The organism is Shinella sp. WSJ-2, assembly GCF_003432075.1.
In the GTDB taxonomy this organism is placed as follows: domain Bacteria; phylum Pseudomonadota; class Alphaproteobacteria; order Rhizobiales; family Rhizobiaceae; genus Shinella.
Genome location: NZ_QWBU01000005.1, coordinates 1 through 16,181, shown reverse-complemented (window position 1 = coordinate 16,181; position 16,181 = coordinate 1). Strand labels below are relative to the sequence as shown.

11 protein-coding genes are annotated in these 16,181 nt (G+C 62.7%); 8 read left to right on the top strand and 3 right to left on the bottom strand.

Annotated elements, in window-relative coordinates; genetic code table 11:
- The first annotated feature begins 19 nt into the window (after window positions 1-19).
- Window positions 20-268, top strand: a complete 249-nt coding sequence (gene acpP / locus D0Y60_RS13255) for an acyl carrier protein (protein ID WP_117370443.1) — start codon at window positions 20-22, stop codon at window positions 266-268.
- 56 nt (window positions 269-324) lie between these two features.
- Complete coding sequence (locus tag D0Y60_RS13250; RefSeq protein ID WP_117370442.1) at window positions 325-519, top strand: hypothetical protein; 195 nt, start codon at window positions 325-327, stop codon at window positions 517-519.
- A gap of 129 nt (window positions 520-648) precedes the next feature.
- On the opposite strand, the gene D0Y60_RS13245 is transcribed toward D0Y60_RS13250, so the two are convergent.
- Window positions 649-990: a hypothetical protein gene (locus tag D0Y60_RS13245; RefSeq protein ID WP_117370441.1), complete on the bottom strand. Its 342-nt coding sequence runs from the start codon at window positions 988-990 to the stop codon at window positions 649-651.
- A 411-nt stretch (window positions 991-1,401) separates the two neighbouring features.
- Here D0Y60_RS13245 and D0Y60_RS13240 point away from each other — a divergent pair, with 411 nt between their 5' ends.
- From D0Y60_RS13240 to D0Y60_RS13220, 5 genes are all read left to right on the top strand, one after another.
- Window positions 1,402-1,653 carry a DUF1488 family protein gene (locus tag D0Y60_RS13240; protein ID WP_117370440.1) on the top strand — a complete coding sequence of 84 codons (252 nt, stop codon included), beginning with the start codon at window positions 1,402-1,404 and terminating at the stop codon, window positions 1,651-1,653.
- A 107-nt stretch (window positions 1,654-1,760) separates the two neighbouring features.
- Window positions 1,761-10,373, top strand: coding sequence for a glucoamylase family protein (locus D0Y60_RS13235; protein ID WP_245409173.1), 8,613 nt, complete (start codon window positions 1,761-1,763; stop codon window positions 10,371-10,373).
- 423 nt (window positions 10,374-10,796) lie between these two features.
- Window positions 10,797-11,249 carry a pyridoxamine 5'-phosphate oxidase family protein gene (locus tag D0Y60_RS13230; RefSeq protein ID WP_117370439.1) on the top strand — a complete coding sequence of 151 codons (453 nt, stop codon included), beginning with the start codon at window positions 10,797-10,799 and terminating at the stop codon, window positions 11,247-11,249.
- A 126-nt stretch (window positions 11,250-11,375) separates the two neighbouring features.
- The gene (locus tag D0Y60_RS13225; protein ID WP_348627860.1) at window positions 11,376-13,292 is read left to right on the top strand and encodes an ATP-binding cassette domain-containing protein; all 1,917 of its coding nucleotides are present in this window, start codon (window positions 11,376-11,378) and stop codon (window positions 13,290-13,292) included.
- A gap of 158 nt (window positions 13,293-13,450) precedes the next feature.
- Entirely contained in the window at window positions 13,451-13,822 is a 372-nt protein-coding gene (locus D0Y60_RS13220) for a hypothetical protein (protein WP_117370438.1), read from the top strand.
- A gap of 134 nt (window positions 13,823-13,956) precedes the next feature.
- Here the strand turns inward: D0Y60_RS13220 and D0Y60_RS13215 are convergent, their stop codons facing one another.
- Window positions 13,957-14,328 carry a response regulator gene (locus tag D0Y60_RS13215; RefSeq protein ID WP_117370437.1) on the bottom strand — a complete coding sequence of 124 codons (372 nt, stop codon included), beginning with the start codon at window positions 14,326-14,328 and terminating at the stop codon, window positions 13,957-13,959.
- A gap of 94 nt (window positions 14,329-14,422) precedes the next feature.
- A complete protein-coding gene (locus D0Y60_RS13210; protein WP_117370436.1) occupies window positions 14,423-15,457 on the bottom strand; it encodes a PAS domain-containing sensor histidine kinase in 1,035 nt (344 codons plus the stop codon).
- Window positions 15,458-15,991: 534 nt separating this feature from the next.
- Between D0Y60_RS13210 and D0Y60_RS13205 the strand changes: the two genes are divergently transcribed.
- A partial coding sequence (locus tag D0Y60_RS13205; protein ID WP_147324527.1) for a cold-shock protein occupies window positions 15,992-16,181 on the top strand: 190 nt, incomplete at its 3' end.

The following is a 16,181-nucleotide window of genomic DNA, read 5'->3' as shown; positions in this document are numbered from 1 at the left end:
TTCATCAGGACACCTCGCCATGGAAGACGGAAGAGCCGATATTGCCGAGCGTGTGAAAAACATCATCATTGGACAGTTGGCCGTCGAGAAATCGAAGGTCGTCGATGATGCTTCAATTGTCGATGACCTCGGTGCTGATTCCCTGGAGATGGTCCAAATCGTAATGCTCATCGAAGACGAGTTTGGCATCGCCGTTCCTGGCGAGCCGGCCGAGGAATTCCTGACGGTTCGGGACGCCATCGACTTCGTGGTCGCCTCACAGTCGTGAAAGATAAGCGGACGCCTGGATGACGATCAGTCGTTGCGGGATGAAGGAGTTGACGGATGACAGCGAATAGCGAACGGTTTTTCAAGCCGACAAAGACCACTGCGCACAAAAAGGCGTCGGAGACCAACTTGGTCGCCTGGAGGATCATCGACCAGGAGACGACAGCGCGAGAGAAGAAGACCGATAAGTTGCGCACGCTCCGCCTGACCAACGAGATGGCCAGTCCTACGCCGTTGCCGAAGCGAAAATAGCAATCCGAAACATGCGGGTCGAAGATTCTCGGCAGGAACGGCCACCGGCTTGAATATTCAAAATTTTATCAAACCGAAAGCCGAGGGCGAAAACGCCTCCGGCTTCGCATCTTGCGAATTTCGTGCTTATCAGGACAAAGTGCGCCCGCAATCGAAGGTGACCTTGCTGAGGAGATCCGCCGGCACCTGGATATCCGCCATCGCGGCGGCGACGAGTTCGTCCCGCTTCGCACGGTTTTCGTATCCTTTGTAGGTTGCCAGATCGGTGCTGCTGGCGGTGGCGATGCGACCGGCCGTGGCAGAGCATATGCCCGCCAAAGTCTCTACCCGTGCGGTCCTGATCGCCTCGGTGCGCGCGCTGGTGGTCGAAACCCATCCCGCATTGAAAGCGATAATCGGTGCAGCCACGAGGCCAAGAACGAAACCCACTAAGTAGGGTTTTGCTTTTTCCATGTTCAGACTGAATGACATGACTTTACTCCCTATAATCGATGATTATCGGGATCGATAAAGGCCCGCGCTCGGACCTGGAGCCAATGGCAATCCGGACAGTTTCAGTGTGCGCTTTAACGGGCATAAAGCAAATGAAATTAAAGATTTTTCTTTGGTGTTTCGTGATTTTTTCTCGTCGTAAAATAAAAATCAGGATTTTAATTTCTGTGATATGATGAATTCGATCGAAAAACGTATGGACTCATGGGTTGTCGACGAGTATTTACAGTCATGAGTCTAATTTTTTCTTTGAATTTCCGAGAATTTATGCGGTCTGCATCACGTTTTTGGATGACATTATTTCTTTGAAGGGCGCCGGCGCGACTGTTTCCGGTGCTCACGGCGGCTTTTCGTAGCGAAGAGGCAGCCGTCCACCACGAGGAACGTTCCATGAGTCTCAGTTTTCCGAACCCGAGCAGAAGCTACGAAGAGGCGGGCAAGCGCATCCGCTTCATCGGTCATGACGGCGTGTTTGCAATCCCGTTCTTCGCGGCGACGGATATCTTTCCGACGGCGACCTCCGAAGCGGGTTATCTCAAGGCTTTCGACGCCGCCCGCGCCGCCATCGACACGGCCGCCCGCCGCGCCTATTCCGCCGCCCGCAAGCCGGCCTACGTCCTGACGCGCGCCGATTTCGGCTGAGAGCGCCTAACACTGGAGCGGAGCTTCGGCGACCCTTCACATCCCCAGAACGATTGCCGGGTTTCGCCCGGCCGGCTGCCTGGCCGCATCCGGGCAAAGGAATGATTATGGCCAGAGGCCAAGAGCGTGGCGTGGAAGACATTGGCAACTCGGAGACCGCTGTTGTCGAAAGAACCGGGGCCGAACGGATCCTCCACACCGAGGCGGGTTCCAAACCGCCGCCGGAGCCGCCAGCGGCTGCGGACGGGAAAGGCGACGGCGACCGTCCGTCGTCCGGCTTCGGTTTCCGCCGCACGCCGGACGGGCCGTGGAACGATCCCATGCCGGTACGGGAGGAACTGTTCGGCATTGAAAGGCTCGAGCAGCACGCAGCGACCCTAGCGCTGGCCCAGCCGGTAACGAAGCGGCCGCCGTCCGTCCAGTCGCTGCACAAGCGCCTGAAGACCAACGCAGCGGTCCTGCTTGCCGCCTATCGTGCCAGCGCCCTGGAGGTGGAAAACGAGCGAGGGGTCGTACCGGCGGCCGAATGGCTGCTGGACAACTACCATCTGGTCGAGGAGCAGATCCGCGAGATTCATGATGACCTGCCGCCCAACTATTACAGGCAGCTGCCAAAACTCGCCGAGGGGCCGTTCGCCGGATATCCACGCGTCTTCGGCATTGCCTGGGCCTTCGTCGCGCACACCGACAGCCATTTCGATCCAGAGACGCTCGTCCGCTTCATAGCCGCCTATCAAAAGGTCCAACCCCTGACGATCGGTGAATTGTGGGCTGTGGCGATCACCCTGCGCATCGTGCTCGTCGAGAACCTGCGCAGGCTTGCCGACCAGATTACCGCCGGGCGCCGCATGCGTGCCGAGGCGGATGCGCTGGCCGACAGGCTCTTGGCGAACGAGGGTCACGGCAGCGCGCTTGAAAGGGTCTCCGCCGACCCCCTGCCCGAACTCTTCGCGGCCCAGCTTGCCAAACGGCTGCGCGACCAGGACCCCAGCACGACGCCGGCGCATGGCTGGCTGGAGGCGCGGCTGGCAAGGCAGGATAGCTCGGTGGATGCCGTGGTGCGGCATGCCCAGCAGCGCCAGGGCGCGTCGAATGTCACGATCAGGAACATCATCACCAGCATGCGGCTGATCAGCGATGTTGACTGGGCCGATCTTTTTGAAAAAGTCAGCCTCGTCGATGCGTGCCTTTCGGCCGACGGCAGCTTCGCCCGCATGGATTTCGCCACGCGCAACCTCTATCGCAGCGCCCTCGAAGACCTCGCCCGCGGCTCGGACCTGTCGGAACTCGACATTGCCGGGCAGGCGGTGAAAGCGGCGCAGGCCGCACCGTTCGCGGGGGACACCGCCTCGCAGGCCGAACGTGTCGGCGATCCGGGCTACCACCTGATCGCGGAAGGCCGGCCGGCTCTAGAGCGCGCGGTCGGGTTCCGCCCGCCCCGGCATCTGATCGCTGGGCGGCTGGCGGCGCGCACGGGCATTGCCGGTTATGTCGGGGCGATCGGGCTCGTGACGGCGATGCTTCTGGTGCTTGCGCTATGGCTGCTGTCCATCGCCGGTCTCTCGGCGCCCGGCTTGATCGTCTTCGCGGTGCTGACGCTGTTGCCGGCAAGCGATATCGCGACGGCGCTCGTCAACCGCTTCGTGAGCTGGAGCCACAGCGCGACCGGTCTGCCGGGACTGGAACTCGCGCAGGGCGTCCCATCGTCGTCACGCACGCTGGTCGTCGTGCCGACGCTCCTGAGCAATCGTGCCGACCTGCTGGAGCAGATCGAGCGGCTGGAGGTCCATCATCTCTCGGGCGCGGGCGGCGACCTGAGCTTCGCTTTGCTGACCGACGGAAAGGACGCCTCGCAGGAGACCGTCGAGGGCGATGGCGCGCTTCTCGCGCTCGCTGTTGAGACCATGGCCGACCTCAACCGCCGGCACGGGCCGGGTCCGGCCGGCGACCGCTTCCTGCTGCTGCATCGAAAGCGCCGGTTCAATGCCAGCGAGAATGTTTGGATGGGCTGGGAGCGAAAGCGCGGCAAGCTGCACGAGCTCAACCGCCTGCTGCGCGGCGCCACCGACACCAGCTTCATGGCGCTTGGCGGAAAGTCGCCATCCGTCCCGCCGGACGTGCGCTATGTCATCACCCTCGACGCGGATACGAAATTGCCGCGCGACACGGTCCTGCGGCTGATCGGCAAGATGGCGCATCCCCTCAACCGGCCGCGCTTCGATACCGTGCAGCAGCGGGTCGTCGACGGCTATGCGATCATCCAGCCGCGCGTCACCCCGTCGCTTCCCATCGGCCGCGAAGGCTCGCTCTACCAGCGGGTCTTTTCCGCGCCCGGTGGCATGGATCCCTATGCGGCGGCCGTTTCCGACGTCTATCAGGACCTGTTCGGCGAGGGTTCCTATACCGGCAAGGGCATCTATGACGTCGATGCCTTCGAGGCGGCGCTGGCTGGCCGCATTCCGGAGAATACCCTTCTCAGCCACGATCTCTTCGAGGGCACGTTCGCGCGGGCGGGGCTCGCCTCCGATGTCGAGGTGGTCGACGATTTTCCGTCGCGCTACGACGTTGCCGCCCGGCGCCAGCACCGCTGGACACGCGGTGACTGGCAGCTGCTACCGTGGATATTCGGGCGGCGGGCACTTCCCGCACTCGGCCGCTGGAAGATGCTGGACAATCTGCGCCGCACCCTCATCGCGCCGTCGACATTCGCAGCACTCGTGGCTTGTTGCGCGATGCCGTTGCAGGCGGGCGTGACCGCGGCGCTGCTGGTCGCTTCATGCATCGTCTTTCCCGCCTTCCTGCCGGTGGCCTTCGCCATCCTGCCGCGCCGCAGCGGCCTGCAACTGAGCAGCCATGCCGTCAGGCTTGCCGGCGATATCAAGCTCGCCGCGATGCAGGCGGCGCTCGGCCTCTTCTTCCTGCCCGATCAGGCCTGGCGCAATTGCGATGCCGTGCTCAGAACCGCCGGTCGGCTGCTGGTGACGCGCAGGAAACTCTTGGAGTGGACGACCGCCGCGACATCTGGAAACCGGATGCGGCTGACGCTTGCCGGCTTCTACCGTGACATGGCGGGCGGCAGTGTCGTCGGGCTGGTCCTCCTGGCCGCTGCTGTCGCGTTTTCGCCGGTCGCCTGGCCTCTGGCGCTGTTGCTGGCACTCCTCTGGTCGGCCGCGCCCGCCATCGCGCTCTGGGTCAGCCGGTCGCCGACGGCACGGCCGGGCAGGGCGCTTTCGAATGCCGATGCGGCGGAACTCCGGCTCGTCGCGCGGCGCACATGGCGGTTCTTCGAAACCTTCGTCACGCCGCTGGAAAACATGCTGCCACCGGACAATTTCCAGGAAACCCCGCTGCCCGCCATCGCCCACCGGACCTCGCCGACCAATATCGGCCTCTATCTTCTCTCGACGGTCGCTGCGCGCGACTTCGGCTGGGTGGGAACGCTTGAAGCGCTCGAAAGGCTGGAGGCGACTTTTTCGACGCTCAAGCGGCTCGACCGGTTCAACGGGCATTTCTTCAACTGGTACGATACGCGCGATCTCAGAACCCTCGCTCCCCCCTACGTCTCCTCCGTCGATAGCGGCAATCTCGCAGGCCATCTGATCGCGCTGGCGAATGCCTGCGAGGAGTGGGCCGCGACGCCGCCGGCGGAAGACGGCCAGGGTTTCGGCGATACGCTGGCGCTCGCCCGCATGGCCCTTGGCGAGACGGCCGGCAATCCCGGTGCCAGCCTGGCAGCCATTCTTGACGAGGCTGAAACCCTCGTGCGTGGCCCGCAATCCATCGAGGCCGCAACACCCGCATTGACGCGGCTTCTGGACAAGGCCCTGAAACTGGCCGAGCAGGCAACACCTGCCGATGACGGCACGGCCGCCGATCTTACGTTCTGGATCGGCGCGCTCGCCCGTTCCGTCACACAGGCCGCGCGCGACCGACAGGTCTTCCGCGATGATGCCGCCTCCGTGAAAGCCCGGCTTCAGGCGCTTGCGGACACGGCCCGCACCATGGCGCTCGACATGGATTTCGCCTTTCTGTTCGATCCCGACAGGAAGCTCCTGTCCATCGGCTATTCGCTCGCCGACAACGGGCTCGACCCGAACTGCTACGATCTTCTCGCTTCGGAAGCCCGGCTTGCGAGCTTCTTCGCCATTGCCAAGGGTGATATCGGCACGCGGCACTGGTTCCGCCTCGGCCGGGCGGCGACGCCGCTCGGCAGCGGCTCGGCGCTGATCTCCTGGTCGGGCTCGATGTTCGAATATCTCATGCCGTCGCTCGTGATGCGCGCACCGGCGGGAAGCCTGCTCGACGACACGAACAGGCTGATCGTCGCTCGGCAGGAGGCCTATGGGCGGTCGCGGCACGTGCCTTGGGGCATATCGGAATCCGCCTTCAATGCGCGTGACATCGAGTTCACCTATCAATATTCCAACTTCGGCGTGCCGGGGCTCGGCCTCAAGCGCGGGCTGTCAGGCAACATTGTCATCGCCCCCTATGCCACCGGCCTTGCCGCCATGGTCGATCCCCATGCTGCGCTCGAAAACTACCGGCATCTCGAATCCCTTGGCGCGCGCGGCGTGCACGGCTTCTACGAGGCGCTGGACTTCACCCGCGCCCGCCTGCCAGAAGACGCCCGCGTCGAGATCATCCGCAGCTACATGGCCCACCACCAGGGTATGACCATCGTCGCCATCGCCGTCCTCCTGCAGGACGGGCGTATGCGGGCGCGGTTCCACCGCGAGCCCATGATCATGGCCAGCGAACTCCTGCTGTCGGAACGCATGCCGCGCGACGTGGCGATCGCCCGCCCGCGCGCCGAGGAGGTCAAGGCATCCGCGGGCATTTCGCTGAACCCGGCGCCGTCGGTGCGCCGGCTCTCGCTGCCCGTCGCCGGCGCGCCGGTCACGCATCTCCTGTCCAATGGGCGCTATGCGGTCATGCTGACGGCCTCGGGCGGCGGCTACAGCCGCTGGCGCGATATCGCCGTCACGCGCTGGCGCGAGGATGCGACCCGCGACGATTGCGGCGCTTTCATCTTTCTCAGGGACATGCAGACCGGCACGATCTTCTCCCCCACGCTCCCGGTAGTCGGCGACAGGGCCGAGGCCTCGGTGGTCTTCGGCGAGGATCACGCGCAATATATTCGCCATGACGAGACGCTGACGACGGAGATGGATGTCATCGTCTCCGGCGAGGACGACGGCGAGGTGCGCCGGATCTGCCTCACCAATAGCGGGCGGCGGGCGCGCGAGATCGAGCTGACCTCCTATGCCGAACTGGTGCTTGCCACGCCGGCAACCGACAACGCGCATCCCGCCTTCGCCAAGATGTTCGTCGAGACCGAGCATCTGGCCGAATACGGCGCGCTCATCGCCACGCGCCGCCGCCGGGCGCCTTCGGAGGCCGAGATCTGGGCCGCCCACTTTGCCGTGGTTGAGGGCGATGCGATTGCCGATCCGCAATACGAATCCGATCGCGCCCGTTTCCTGGGCCGCGGCCGTTCCATCGCCAACGCCGCCGCCATCCACGACGGGCAGGCGCTTTCCAACACCGCGGGAACCGTGCTCGATCCGATCTTCGCGCTACGCCGCAGCGTGCGGGTGCTTCCCGGCAAAGTGGCGCGCATTGCCTTCTGGACGGTCGTCGCACGGTCGCGAGAAGAGCTTCTTGAACGCATCGACAAGCACCACGACAGAAGCGCCTTCGAGCGGGCGAAGACGCTCGCCTGGACCCAGGCGCAGGTGCAGCTTCACCATCTCGATATGGATCTGGAGGAGGCATCGGACTTCCAGCGTCTTGCCGCGCCCATCCTCTATGCCGACGCGCGCTTCCGTCCCGCCTCGGATGCCATCCTCGCCGGTGCCGGGCCGCAGTCGGGCCTGTGGCCCTACGGCATTTCCGGCGACCTGCCGATCGTGCTGCTGCGCATCGAGGATACCGAAGACCTTCCCCAGCTGCGCCAGATGCTGCGCGCACACGAATACTGGCGCATCAAGCGGCTCGCCGTCGATCTGGTGATCGTCAACGAACGTGCCGCCTCCTATGTGCAGGACTTGCAGAACGCCGTTGAAGCCGCCGTGCGCTCCAGCCAGTCCCGCCCGCGTTTCGGCGACATGCCGGCGCAGGGCGCGGTGCATGTGCTGCGCGCCGATTTCCTGAACCAGGAGACGAAGAATCTCCTGAACGCCACCGCGCGCGTCGTGCTGTCCGCCCATCATGGCCTCATCGCCGATCAGCTCGCACGCCTTTCTGCTGGCGTCGAGCGCTCGGCTCCTCTGCCGCCATCCTTTCCCTCGAAATCCTCGGCCGAGATGGTCGCGCCACCGGTGGATCTGGAATTCTTCAACGGGCTGGGCGGGTTCGATCGGAACGGCACGGAATATGTGACCGTGCTGGAAAACGGCGCGATGACCCCGATGCCCTGGATCAACGTCATCGCCAATCCCGCCTTCGGTTTCCAGGTGTCGAGCGATGGCAGCGCCTATAGCTGGGCCGAAAACAGCCGTGAGAACCAGATCACCCAATGGTCCAACGACCCGGTCGGTGACCCCTCCGGCGAGGCGCTGTACATCCGCGACGAGGAGACGCTGGAGCTCTGGAGCCCGACGGCCCAGCCGATTCGGGACAACGGACGGTATGTGGCGCGTCACGGCTTCGGCTATAGCCGTTTCGCGCATCGGGCGCACGGGATCGAAAGCGACCTGCTCTCCTATGTGCCGCTTGCCGATCCCATCCGCATTTCACGGCTGACGCTGACCAACCATTCGTCGCGGCCGCGCCGCCTGTCGGTCACGAGCTATGCCGAATGGGTGCTCGGCACCCTGCGGGGTGCAAACGCGCCGTTCATCGCCACATCTCTTGATGCGGAGACCGGCGCGATCTTCGCCCGCAATCGATCCGCAATGGGATTTCCCGGTCGCATCGCCTTTGCCGATCTCGGCGGCCGGCAGACCGCATGGACTGGCGACCGCGCGGAATTCCTCGGGCGGGGCGGCAGCTCCGCGCGACCGGCGGCGCTTACAAGAAGAAAGCCCCTCGGCGCCAAGGTCGGCGCGGGTCTCGATCCGTGTGCCGCATTGCAATGCACGATCGATCTCGACCCGGGCGAAAGCATCGAGCTCGTCTCCTTCCTCGGCGAGGCCGCTTCGGCCGAGGAAGCCTGCGCGCTGATCACCCGCTACCGCGCCGCCGATCTCGATACGGTTCTTGCCGACGTGACCGAGCATTGGCGGACGCTGTTGCAGACCGTGCAGGTCAGGACGCCGGACCGAGCGATGGATATCATGCTGAACGGCTGGCTGCTCTACCAGACGCTCGCCTGCCGCATCTGGGCGCGCTCGGCCTTCTACCAGGCCAGCGGCGCCTATGGCTTCCGCGATCAGTTGCAGGACGGCATGGCTTTGGCCTTCGCCCGGCCGGAGGAGACGCGGGCGCATATCCTGCGCGCCGCCGGTCGGCAGTTTGCCGAAGGCGACATGCAGCATTGGTGGCTGCCCCATTCGGGCGCGGGTGTTCGCACGCGGATTTCCGACGACCGCATCTGGCTCGCCTTCGCCACCGCGACCTATATCGGAACGGCCGGCGACGCGCCGATCCTCGATGAAGCCATCCCTTTCCTAGATGGGCCGGTCCTCGCCGAGGGAGAACACGATGCCTTCTTCCAGCCGACGCCCTCCGATGAGACGGCCTCTCTCTTCGAGCATTGTGCCCGCGGCCTTGACCAGGCTGTCGCGCTCACCGGCCGGCATGGCCTGCCCTTGATGGGAACCGGCGACTGGAACGACGGCATGAACCGGGTCGGCGAGGGCGGCGAGGGCGAAAGCGTCTGGCTTGGTTGGTTGCTTACCCGCGCGATCGACCTGTTTGCGCCGCTTGCGGAGCGCCGCGACCCCGCGCGCGCCGCGCGCTGGAAGGCGCATGCGGAGAAGCTCAAGGCTTCCATTGAACAGGAAACCTGGGACGGGGCCTGGTACCGGCGCGCTACCTTCGATGACGGCTCATGGCTGGGATCGAAGGACAATGACGAATGCCGGATCGATAGCATCGCCCAATCCTGGGCGGTTCTATCCGGCGCCGCCGATCCCGCCCGTGCCGCCGCCGCCATGGCGTCGCTGGAGCGCCACCTGATCCGCAGGGAGGACGGGCTTGCGCTTCTCTTCACGCCGCCTTTCGACGCAACCCCGCGTGATCCGGGCTACATCAAGGGCTATCCGCCAGGCCTGCGCGAAAACGGCGGCCAGTACAGCCACGCTGCCATGTGGGCGATCCTCGCCTTCGCCCGGCTGGGGGAGGGCGACAAGGCGCACGGTCTCTTCGCGCTCCTCAACCCGATCAACCATGCGGGCACGCCGGAGGCGGCGCTGCGCTACAAGGTCGAGCCCTATGTGGTGGCCGCCGACGTCTATTCGGTCGCGCCGCATATCGGGCGCGGCGGCTGGACATGGTACACCGGCTCCGCCGCCTGGATGTACCGTGCCGGCATCGAGGGCATCCTCGGCCTGCGCCGGCAAGGCGGAGTGCTCGTGATGGACCCTTGCCTGCCGGCATCATGGCTGCAGGTCGAGGTGACGGTCAAATTGGGAGACACTTGCTACAATATCGAGGTCAGACGGGCTTCCGATCAACCACCCTCCGCGACGTTGGACGGCTCTTCATTGCCCCACGCCGGCGGCCCGATACGTTTGCCCGTGGATGGTGACAGGCATGTTCTGGTGCTGGTTGAATGAACTGTCGATGAAGCTCGAAAGTCGCGTCCGCCTAGAATTTATCACGGTACAAACGGCGAGCTTGGTGTTCGAGGCTGGATTGCCCGGCTCGCTAGCGCAGGCCGGGCATAGGGAACGATGTGGCTCAATACCAGCGCCCACGGCCATAAAAGCCGCCGCCCAAGAGAACGACGACAAGGAGGATGATAACAAGGGTGGTGATGTCCATGACAGGCTCCGGTGAGTGCTCGTGATCGTCTTGCCGTAGGTGGCATGTGCGGACGGCACTTCACTTCACCTCAACGCTCCATGACCGCCCTTGTTCCAGAGCAAACCCGCCGTGTTGCGGCTGTTTGCCACAGCGCTTGAAAAGGCGCAAAATCGATTGCAGGCGGCGGACGTCCATCGCCCCGCTTTCCATGGCAGCCATGCCGGGAGGTCGAAATGATTTTGCGGGATATGACAAGGGCGGAATGCGAGGCCACGCTCTCGACGAACTCCATCGGCCATCTGGGATGTATCTCCGGCAAACGGCCCTATGTCGTGCCGATCCGCTACGTCTATCAGAAACGCGTCTTCTACAGTTTTTCACTGCGGGGAAAGAAGATCGACAGCCTTCGCTTCAATCCGCGCGTCTGCGTGCAGGTCGAACAGCTGGTGACCTCGGAGGAATGGAAAAGCGTCCTTCTGGAGGGCCTCTATCGGGAATTGCCTGACGACGAAAAGGACCATGGCGAACATATGCGCGCCTGGCAGCTCCTGCAGGAGCGCGGCAACTGGTGGGAACCGGGCGCCTACAAGCCTGAAGGGGTTGCGCATCCGGATGCGCAAACGCGGCCGGTCTTCTATCGCGTGGAGATTGACACATTGTCGGGGCGGCAAGCAACGATGACCTGACGGCAGGCGGGGGTATTCATGTGAGCGAGCCTCAAGGTCTCGGCGCTCGGCTCGTCGTCTCGATTTGACAACTGCGGCGCCTGCGCCAGATTTCTGCTTGCATCGGTTCGGGGAGATCAAGTCGCCATGCGCAGTCATGCCCGGCGAATAGGCTCATCCGTCAGAAGGATGATCGGCGGCGAGACGCGCGGCCATACAAGCCCGGTTTCGTCAATGCGCAGCTTCTGGGGCCTGATGCGCGCCTACTGGTTTTCCGAAAGCTGGCGCGAGGCATGGGGACTGACATGCGCCATCCTTGTGCTGACGGCATTGTCCGCCCAGGCCAGCGTCTGGTTCGCTGTCACCTCGGGCGAACTGATCAACCGGATCGCCAATTTCCACCATCCGACCACACCCACCACGCCCACGGCCCTGTTGACAACAGCGGCAACGCTTGCCGCGATCGCGATCATGAAGGACGTGTGTTTCACGGCAGTCCGCCATTTCTTTTCGACCACGCTCCACCGCAAGTGGCGCGAATGGCTCGACCGACGCTTCAACGAAGCCCTGCTCGATACCAACCACACGCATTTCCATCTTCAGCAATTCGGATCCGGCGCGGCCGGATCGGCTACCCCCGCGCCTGACAATGTCGATCAACGCGTCCAGGAATCGATCAAAGGCATGACCGGGGGCGCAATCGGGCTCGCGATGGGCATTGCCGGCGTCGTGCTGTCCCTTGGCTTCGTCGGCAGCAAGCTCATCGAGATGTCGAGCCATGTCAGAGGGCTCGCGTTCCTGGGCAGCTATGGCGGCGCGTTCCTGGCCTTCGCGGCGGTCGCGATTTACGTGTCGCTCAACACCGTCGTCGCGGCGAAGCTCGGTGGGATCCTCCAGCGCCTGTCGGTGCGCATGCAATGGGCCGAGGGCAGCTACCGCGCCGAATTGAACACCCTGCTGCATCGCAGCTTCCATGTTGCCGTCCTCCATGGCGAAAGGGCCCAGAAGGTCGTCAATGCGCGCCGGTATCTCGACATCGACAAAACCTGGGCCAGCCTGAACCGGGTGACTGCCGGCTATTTGGGGTTCGAGCTCGTCCACAATTTCATCGGCTCGCGGATCGTCGCCTATGCGCCGGGCCTGATTCCCTACATGGACAACAAGGTCAGCCTGCAGCATTACGTTACGGGTGCCGAGCTGGCCAATGCACTCATCAACGAGTGCTCGTGGTTTATCCACGTCATGCCCGACATTGCGACGCTCAGGGCGAACGCCCGCCGCATAACCGATCTCGCGGAGGCGATCGAAACCGTTCAGCGGCCCGAGGCTTTCTATTCGCAAACCGGCCTATACGAATTCCAGTATACGAAGCAGGATTCCGCGCTCGGCCTCGCTCTTCGGCGGATCGAACTTCTGCATGCGGGCGCCGATCTTCCTTTTCTGGCCGCCGCCGACCTCCGTTTCCTGCCGGGCGAGTGGACCTTGGTCGTTGGCGAGTCGGGGAGCGGCAAGACCTCGCTTCTCAAGGCGATCAACGGTCTATGGGCGCATGGTCGCGGCACGATCGCAATGCCGAGGCATGTCAGGACCCTGTATGCCGCCCAGGACGTCAAGCTTCAGGCCGTATCCTTGAAGGATCTCGTCTGTCTTCCGGATGCGGCCGAGGACTACCCGGATACGCGTGTCGCGGTGGCGTTGCACGAGGCGGGGCTCGGCGAACTCATCGACGAACTCCTGAAAGATGGCCGCGACGGCCAAAGCTGGGATCTGCTTCTGTCCGGAGGCCAGAAGCAGAAGCTCGTCCTTGCCAGGATCCTTTTGCTCCGGCCGGGTCTTCTGTTTCTCGACGAGGCAACGAGCGCGCTCGATACCCAGGCAGTATATGCGTTCCATCAGGCGATCAGGGATCATTGCCCGGAGGCGACGGTGATCGCCGTCATGCATGATGTTTCGCCCATACGATCCGCGAGCGGCGCCGATTTCTTCGACAGCGTGCTCGCCGTCGAGAACGGCAGGGCGGAAAAAACACCCATCGCGGCGTGGCGTCAGGCGGAGGCGGGGTGACGGCGGTCGGGCCGGTTCAAATTTTCAACGCCCGATGCCGTTTTTGAGCGCTCCGATTGGGTGATGCCAAATGGAACCTCGTCCATCCCTGATGGGCTTCTCCTCGTTAGATCGGGCGCTACCGGCATTCCGCCGGCACTCCCAAATTGGAGAATGTCATGAGAACGATGCTGATTGCGATTGGCCTGGTATCTGCTCTGGGCGGGTCGGCTTTCGCAGCTGAGCCTGCCAAGATGGTCGACACCAAGATGGGCAAGGCTTTGGCCGACGAAAAGGGGATGATCCTCTATACCTTCGACAAGGATGCCAAAGGCAAGTCCAACTGCGATGCGGATTGCCTGAAGAAATGGCCGGCATTCCACGCCGCCGTGAGCGCCAAGGCTGAAGGAGAATGGTCGCTGGTCAAGGCGGCGGACGGCATGGAGATGTGGGCCTATGAAGGCAAGCCGCTCTACACATATGCCGAGGACAAGAAGGCCGGTGAAGCCAACGGCGATGGCGTCGGGGGTGTTTGGCATCTGGCCAAGTAACCAATCCACGATATCTTGAGCGGGCGGTCTTCGGATCGCCCGCTGTTCAGCGAAAGAATGACGGAGCCGGCAATTTTCTCAGTCGAAGGTGCCGCGTTTGTTGGTGGATGTGTCTCCGGGATGCACGGGTCTCCCTATGGGCTCGACAGCATACGGGCAATCGCGTCTGCGATTGCGTGATCTTCGTAGGGTTTCGCGAAGAACCGGCTACCCGTTGGCAGGGTGCTGTCTTCGATGATTGCTTGGCCGGACGCGACGATCAACTTCACCGGCGGCCATCGGTCGCGGATGTAGTGCGCCAGTTTGATGCCGTCTATCGTTCCTGACATCTGTACATCCGTAAACACCAGGTCGATGTCCGCTCTCGCTTCCAGGATGCGAATGGCCTCGTCGGCGTCCCGGGCCTCAAGGGCCTCGTAACCGGCAGATAGCACCAGATCGACGGCGCTCATCCGGATGAGTGCACTGTCTTCGACCACGAGGATGACCGCCTTGCCGTTGAACATCTGAGCCTCATCAGGGCATCGTTTGAAGCGAAGCCTGTCCGCTCCCTGATAGAGCGTTCCAATTGTAGATACGTTCCGAGGCGGCGGCTGGAAGTTAGGTTTGGCGGCGCGCGTTTCCTCGGTACCTGATGATCACGGCGGTGCCGGGATTTGCGTCGCTCACCTGGATTTCACTCTCCAGGTTCCTGGCAAGCGCTTCTACGATGCCGGTCCCCAGGCCAGATTTTGGGGCAAGGCTGCCGGTCGGTATACCGATGCCGTCGTCAGCGACGGAAAGCGTCCAGTCGCTGCCTGTCGAGCAATAGTCGATGACGATCGTGCCGATCTGTTGCCCCGGGAAGGCATGCTTGAGCGCGTTGATCACCAATTCTGTCACGATGAGCCCGAGGCTGACAGAAACGTCGGCCTCTACCACGCTGTCATCCACGTTCACCGATATCGAAAGCCGGTCGTCGTCCGCGATCATTGACGCGCCGAGGCTTTCGCAAAGCTGCGTGAAGTAGGTGTGCAGTTCAACGTTGCCGGCGCTGGACATAGAAAGCTGCCGTTGCACGGCCGCGATCGACATAACCCGGTGGTGAGCGTTGTGAAGGTGGCCGCGCGCTTCCTCAGATTGAATCTGGCGTGCGCTCTGCATGAGCACGCTGGCAGTGATCTGAAGGCTGTTTGCGACCCGGTGTTGGACCTCCTGCATCAGGATGGCCTTTTCCCTGATAAGGTCATCCTTCAGTTTCGCTTCGGCACGCGCGTCCGTTACGTCGGTGATGGCCAGCAGCAGCCGGATACGCGCCGTGTCGCCGTCGTCGAGAATCTGCGCATTGACGATCAACTGTCGCGTTTTGCGGTTTGGCCGCTGGAGATCGATTTCATAGGCCTCGATCCGCGCGCTTCCGGACGCGGTCGCCTGCAGGAGGGAGGCGAGCTTGGGCATTGCCCATTCGCCGTTTCCAAGCGAAGCGAGCGTTCTGTCGGGGATTGTCGCAGGATCGATTTCGAACGTCCGGCAGAACGATGTGCTCGCTGCTATGACCTTCTGGTCTCTGGAAAGGAAAAGCAGCGGCTCGTTCGATGAAACCACCACGGCAAGCGTACTCGCCGCTTCGAAATGAACTATTGGTGCGTTCGACATAGAAATGGCCCTCGAGGGCCGAAAACTCGCGGGGCACGAGCCATCAGTCGGCAGGAAAGTCGCCGGATGCAAATCCTCATGCGACGTTCAGAGACATCATATCATATCGAACCCGAACAGGCACGGCACTTAATGGGCATGCTCGTTGATATGTGGAGCGGAACGGTAGAGTTGCCGGTTCGAAATCCTCAAGAAAATAACGACGCGTTCAGCGTGGTCAACAATTGAAAACCTACTTACAAGTTCAATACTTTATGAGGAACCCAGCGACTTTGATATGGTTACCGCACCCATGTCTTTTTCAGGAATTTGATGCGGCGTTTGATCGGCGCAACCTATGGGCGAGATAGCGCCCAGTGAAAACTAATCGTTGACGTGACAATCTCAATACCCTATAGATGCGTAATCGATCTTTTGCTTGCCGAGCTTTGTCTACCGCGCGATTGGCACCGCGCTCTATTCGAACCTTCTCTCTCAAAAATAGTCGTATCACCGTCCGCGAAGCATCGCTTCCGCCGACCCTCACTCTATGCTTTGAAAGGGTTCATCATGACCACTGGCACAGTAAAATGGTTTAATTCCACCAAAGGCTTCGGCTTCATCCAGCCTGACAACGGCGGCGCCGACGCGTTCGTTCACATCTCGGCCGTCGAACGCGCCGGAATGCGCGAACTCGTCGAAGGCCAGAAGATCGGCTTCGAGCTCGAGCGCGACAACAAGTCGG

Coding starts and splice junctions, on each gene's coding strand:
- acpP (WP_117370443.1), top strand. CDS start 20: ATGGAAGACGGAAGAGCCGATATTGCCGAGCGTGTGAAAAACATCATC.
- D0Y60_RS13250 (WP_117370442.1), top strand. CDS start 325: ATGACAGCGAATAGCGAACGGTTTTTCAAGCCGACAAAGACCACTGCG.
- D0Y60_RS13245 (WP_117370441.1), bottom strand. CDS start 990: ATGTCATTCAGTCTGAACATGGAAAAAGCAAAACCCTACTTAGTGGGT.
- D0Y60_RS13240 (WP_117370440.1), top strand. CDS start 1,402: ATGAGTCTCAGTTTTCCGAACCCGAGCAGAAGCTACGAAGAGGCGGGC.
- D0Y60_RS13235 (WP_245409173.1), top strand. CDS start 1,761: ATGGCCAGAGGCCAAGAGCGTGGCGTGGAAGACATTGGCAACTCGGAG.
- D0Y60_RS13230 (WP_117370439.1), top strand. CDS start 10,797: ATGATTTTGCGGGATATGACAAGGGCGGAATGCGAGGCCACGCTCTCG.
- D0Y60_RS13225 (WP_348627860.1), top strand. CDS start 11,376: ATGCGCAGTCATGCCCGGCGAATAGGCTCATCCGTCAGAAGGATGATC.
- D0Y60_RS13220 (WP_117370438.1), top strand. CDS start 13,451: ATGAGAACGATGCTGATTGCGATTGGCCTGGTATCTGCTCTGGGCGGG.
- D0Y60_RS13215 (WP_117370437.1), bottom strand. CDS start 14,328: ATGTTCAACGGCAAGGCGGTCATCCTCGTGGTCGAAGACAGTGCACTC.
- D0Y60_RS13210 (WP_117370436.1), bottom strand. CDS start 15,457: ATGTCGAACGCACCAATAGTTCATTTCGAAGCGGCGAGTACGCTTGCC.